3 protein-coding genes and 1 pseudogene are annotated in these 4,723 nt (G+C 51.5%); all 4 read left to right on the forward strand.

From position 1 onward, the window contains the following. Nucleotides 1-532 (forward strand): annotated as a pseudogene (locus Q0510_RS01540) (hypothetical protein); the annotation flags it as partial. 627 nt (nt 533-1,159) lie between these two features. Further along, nucleotides 1,160-3,061, forward strand: coding sequence for a ribosomal protection-like ABC-F family protein (gene abc-f / locus Q0510_RS01545; RefSeq protein WP_298707603.1), 1,902 nt, complete (start codon nt 1,160-1,162; stop codon nt 3,059-3,061). Nucleotides 3,062-3,127: 66 nt separating this feature from the next. Then, nucleotides 3,128-4,261 carry a DUF5009 domain-containing protein gene (locus tag Q0510_RS01550; RefSeq protein WP_298707604.1) on the forward strand — a complete coding sequence of 378 codons (1,134 nt, stop codon included), beginning with the start codon at nt 3,128-3,130 and terminating at the stop codon, nt 4,259-4,261. Between the two features lie 107 nt (nt 4,262-4,368). After that, on the forward strand, nt 4,369-4,723 hold a 355-nt coding region (locus Q0510_RS01555), incomplete at its 3' end, for a GDP-mannose 4,6-dehydratase (protein ID WP_298707606.1).

Genomic DNA, 4,723 nt, shown 5'->3' on the forward strand with positions numbered 1-4,723 from the left:
ATTTGACCCGCAGTTTTGTTCCAAATTCACACATGTGCTGACACCTTGCGGCGTAGAAGACGGATGTGTGATTGGAGAATTCAATGTAGTTCGCCCCTTTACCTATTCCTATAGCAGTACATTTATCAATTATGCCCATTACAACCAGTCATTGGCTCATCCATTGGGTGCAAATTTTTACGAATTAAACGGAATCGCGAGTTATCGTATCAAACGCTGGTATGCCCGCGGTCAGATTATGTATGCCCAATCCGGGCTGGATAACAATTCAGATGTAAATAACGGTCAGGATATCTTCAAAAATTACAACACACGCGCCAGCGACTATGGCCACAAGTTAGGACAGGGCCTTAAGACGGATTTACTTTATATACAGGGTATGGTGTCTTATATATTGAACCCTACCTATAACCTTCGGGTGGAAATGTCTGTTGCGGGCCGTCAGCAAAAAAATAGCATGATCACAAATAAAGAAATAATATTCTCATTTGGTTTACGAAGCAGCTTCCGTAAATTATATTATGACTTTTAAGTATTATTTTTTATGATCATACAATAGCGCCCCGATGCGATATTTGCAAAAAATAACACGAAAATGGTGCTATAACATACCTTATTAATTTCTTAACTTAGGAACAATACTTTAATCTAATTGACATGACTAGCCTGTTCCTGAATTTTCTCTCCGGAGGGATCGTTTTCCTCGGCCTGCTCTCCCTGGCCTGGGTGATGAAAAAGGTTGAAAAAGCCAAGTAGTCCCTACCTAACATTATCATTTCTGTAGCAAAACAAATTAGCCTCCCCACCGGGAGGCTTTTCTTTTCCCCCATCCCCCAAAATCAAAAAATCCCACCCATGTAGGCAGGATTTTTTATTCTCCTTCAACCAGGGGAGACAAACAAAAGATACCACAAAAAAATGGAAAAAGGCCGTACCTGGGGCAAGCGATGGATGAGGTGCTTCTGCCGGAACTCCCCAGTTATACCATTTTCACCGGAAGCATATACGGAATACCGTCGTGCAGGTTGATTCTTAAAGTGTTGCTGGATGGCTGTAATAAGGTTCCCATCGAAAAAAATCCCATCTGTTATTCCCTTTATGAATATACGAAAAAAATATTGAAAAAACCAATTCTCTGAAAAGGATTTAACTTCGCACCATGCATTACGTAACGGTGGAAGGCCTCTCCAAATCATACGGCGAGAAGCCCCTTTTCGAAAATATCTCATTCCATATCGAAGAAGGCGATAAAATCGCCCTCGTAGCCCTCAACGGCTCCGGTAAATCCACACTCCTCAAAATCCTCACCGGCACCGAACACCCCGACGAAGGTAAAGTCTGGATCCATAAAGACGTTACGGTTGTTATGCTCGAACAGTCGAGCCGCCACGAACCCGGCGAAACCGTGCTCGAAAACATCTTCGACCACGACCATCCCATCCTCAACGCCATCAAGGAATACGAAGCCCTCACCGACCCGGACGCCCCCGAGCCCGATGCCGCCATCCTATCCGCCGCCGTCGCCAAAATGGACGAGCTCGGCGCCTGGCACTTCGATTCCAAAGTCAAACAAATCCTCGGCAAACTCAATATCCACCACCTCGACCAACGGGTAGACACCCTCTCTGGCGGACAACAAAAACGTGTAGCCCTCGCCAAAGTGCTCATCGATATCGGGTTCGAACATAAACACACCCTCCTCATCCTCGACGAGCCCACCAACCACCTCGACGTATCCATGATCGAATGGCTGGAACATTACCTCGACCAGGAAAACGTAACCCTCCTCCTCGTTACCCACGACCGTTACTTCCTCGACTCCGTCTGCAACGAGATCATGGAAATCGATAACAGCGAACTATACATATATAAAGGCAACTACGAAAACTACCTCGAGAAAAAAGCCGCCCGGGAAGAATCAGACCGGTCCAGCACCGAAAAGGCCCGGAACCTCTACCGTAAAGAACTGGAATGGATGCGCAAACAACCCAAAGCCCGCACCACCAAGTCCAAATCCCGGCAGGATGCCTTCTACGAAGTGAAAGAACGCGCCAGCAAACGCCTCGAACAAGCCCAGCTGGAACTCAACGTAAAAATGACCCGGCTCGGCGGTAAGATATTGGAACTCAAGAAAGTATATAAAGCTTACGGCAACCTCCAGATCCTCAAAGGCTTCGATTATACCTTCAAAAAAGGCGAGCGCATCGGCGTGGTAGGTAAAAACGGTGTCGGCAAGTCCACCTTCCTGCACATGCTCCTCGGTTCCGAACAACCCGATTCCGGCAAAATCAACGTCGGCGATACGGTTGTTTTCGGGAATTACTCCCAGCAGGGGCTCATCGTCAAGGAAGACATGCGCGTCATCGAATTCGTGAAGAATATCGCCGAAAATTTCCCTCTGGCCGATGGCACCAAGGTGTCTGCCGCCCAGTTCCTCCAGCTTTTCCTCTTCCCCCCGGAAAAACAATATACCTACATCTCCAGGCTGAGCGGCGGGGAGAAAAGAAGGCTCCACCTCCTTTCCATCCTCTTCCGCAACCCCAACTTCCTCGTGCTCGACGAGCCCACCAACGACCTCGACCTGCCCACGCTGAGCATCCTGGAAGATTTCCTCATGACCTACCAGGGCTGTATCATCATCGTGAGCCACGACCGTTACTTCATGGACAAACTGGTGGATCACCTGTTCGTGTTCGAAGGAGAAGGCGTGGTGAGAGATTTCCCCGGCAACTACACGCAATACCGCGAATGGGAGAAAGACCAGGAAAAGATCAAGGCGGAAGCTCCCAAACCTGTTGAAGCCGCCCCGGCCCCTTCCCAGGCCCAGCCTGTCGAACAGAAGGCTAAAAAGATGTCGTTCAAGGAAAAACGCGAACTGGAATTGCTCGAAAAGGAAATCGCTGCGCTCGAGCAGGAAAAGAAAACCCTCGACGACCAGATGGCATCCGGATCGCTACCGTACGACCAGCTCGAAAGCGCCGCCCGCCGCATCGGGGAGGTCATCCAGCTGCTCGACGACAAAGGCATGCGCTGGCTGGAACTGAGCGAAATGGCGGGATAAAAGGGCACCGGTAGCGTTACCAATTATCCGCTTTTTCTATTAGCTTTAGCGGATAAACCCGTGCCAATGAACCAAAATCAACGCTTCCTGTCCCTCGATGTCTTTCGCGGGCTCACCGTTGCCTGCATGATCCTCGTGAACACTCCGGGCAGCTGGCAATACGTGTACGCTCCGCTGGGCCACGCCAAATGGGACGGCTGTACGCCTACCGACCTGGTGTTCCCGTTTTTCCTGTTCGCCGTCGGCAACGCCATGAGCTTCGCCATGAAGAAATTCAATACCCTCAGCAACGCGCAAGTGCTGGGCAAGATCTTCAAGCGGACGCTCCTCATCTTCTTCATCGGGCTGTTCCTGAACCTGTATCCGTTCGGGCGGTATGACGCGGAAGGCAACTTCAATTTCATCGATCTCAGCAACCTCCGCATATTGGGCGTACTTCAGCGCATCGCGCTTTGCTATTGCATCGCGGCGCTCCTCATCCATTACGTCAGGCCCCGCGGCGCAGCCATCGTTACCTGCCTGCTGCTGCTCGGGTATTGGGCCGTGATGTACTTCTTCGGCGCCAGCGGCGATCCCTACAGCATGACGGGCCACGCCGGCCAGGCCATCGACCTCGCCATCCTCGGCGAATCGCACATGTACCACGGCGAAGGCGTAGCCTTTGAACCGGAAGGCCTCCTCAGCACCCTGCCCGCGGTCGGCAACGTGGTATTCGGCTACCTGGTGGGCGCGTACGTGCAGAAAAACCGCCACGCCCGCGGCATGCTCCTGAAACTGGTGATCGCCGGCTCCTTACTCATCGCCGTGGCCCTGCTCTGGAGCTCCGTGTTCCCCATCAACAAAAAAATATGGACCAGCTCATACGTGCTCTACACCGTAGGCCTCGCCACCCTGCTGCTTTCCGTAATGATTTACCTGATCGAGATGAAAGGCTGGCAAGGGAAAGGGACTTACTTCTTCGAAGTGTTCGGCAAAAACCCGCTCTTCATTTACGTGCTGTCGGGCATGCTGGTGGACACTTACTCGTATTTCCGCCTCGGCCCCAACCACGAAGGGCTCTACAGCTGGATGTACAACCACATCTTCCAGCCTGCGTTCGGCAACTACCCCGGCTCGCTGGCCTTTGCTTTGTTCCACGTACTGCTGTTATGGCTCGTGGGCTGGTGGATGGACAGAAAGAAAATCTACGTCCGCGTATAATTTGCGATAACAAACCGCCCGGCCAGAATTGTCCGGGCGGTTTTATTTTTCCCCCTGCGGAACCCGATATAATGCTATTTTTGCCGGGATTAAATCTGCCCAAACCGATGAAAAAAGCGTTAATTACAGGGATCACCGGCCAGGATGGCGCCTATCTGACCGAGCTCCTGCTCCAGAAAGGATATGAAGTGCATGGCATCAAACGCCGCACGTCCCTGTTCAATACCGATCGAATCGACCATCTCTATCAAGACCCGCACGAACCGAACGTTCACCTGAAACTGCATTACGGAGACCTGACGGACTCGACCAATATCATCCGCATCATCCAGGAAGTACAGCCAGACGAGATTTACAACCTGGGCGCCATGAGCCACGTGCAGGTGAGCTTCGAAACGCCGGAATATACCGCCGATGTGGACGGAGTGGGAACCCTTCGCATCCTGGAAGCCGTACGGCTGC

Source organism: uncultured Chitinophaga sp. (assembly GCF_937874145.1).
In the GTDB taxonomy this organism is placed as follows: domain Bacteria; phylum Bacteroidota; class Bacteroidia; order Chitinophagales; family Chitinophagaceae; genus Chitinophaga.

Coding starts and splice junctions, on each gene's coding strand:
- abc-f (WP_298707603.1), top strand. CDS start 1,160: ATGCATTACGTAACGGTGGAAGGCCTCTCCAAATCATACGGCGAGAAG.
- Q0510_RS01550 (WP_298707604.1), top strand. CDS start 3,128: ATGAACCAAAATCAACGCTTCCTGTCCCTCGATGTCTTTCGCGGGCTC.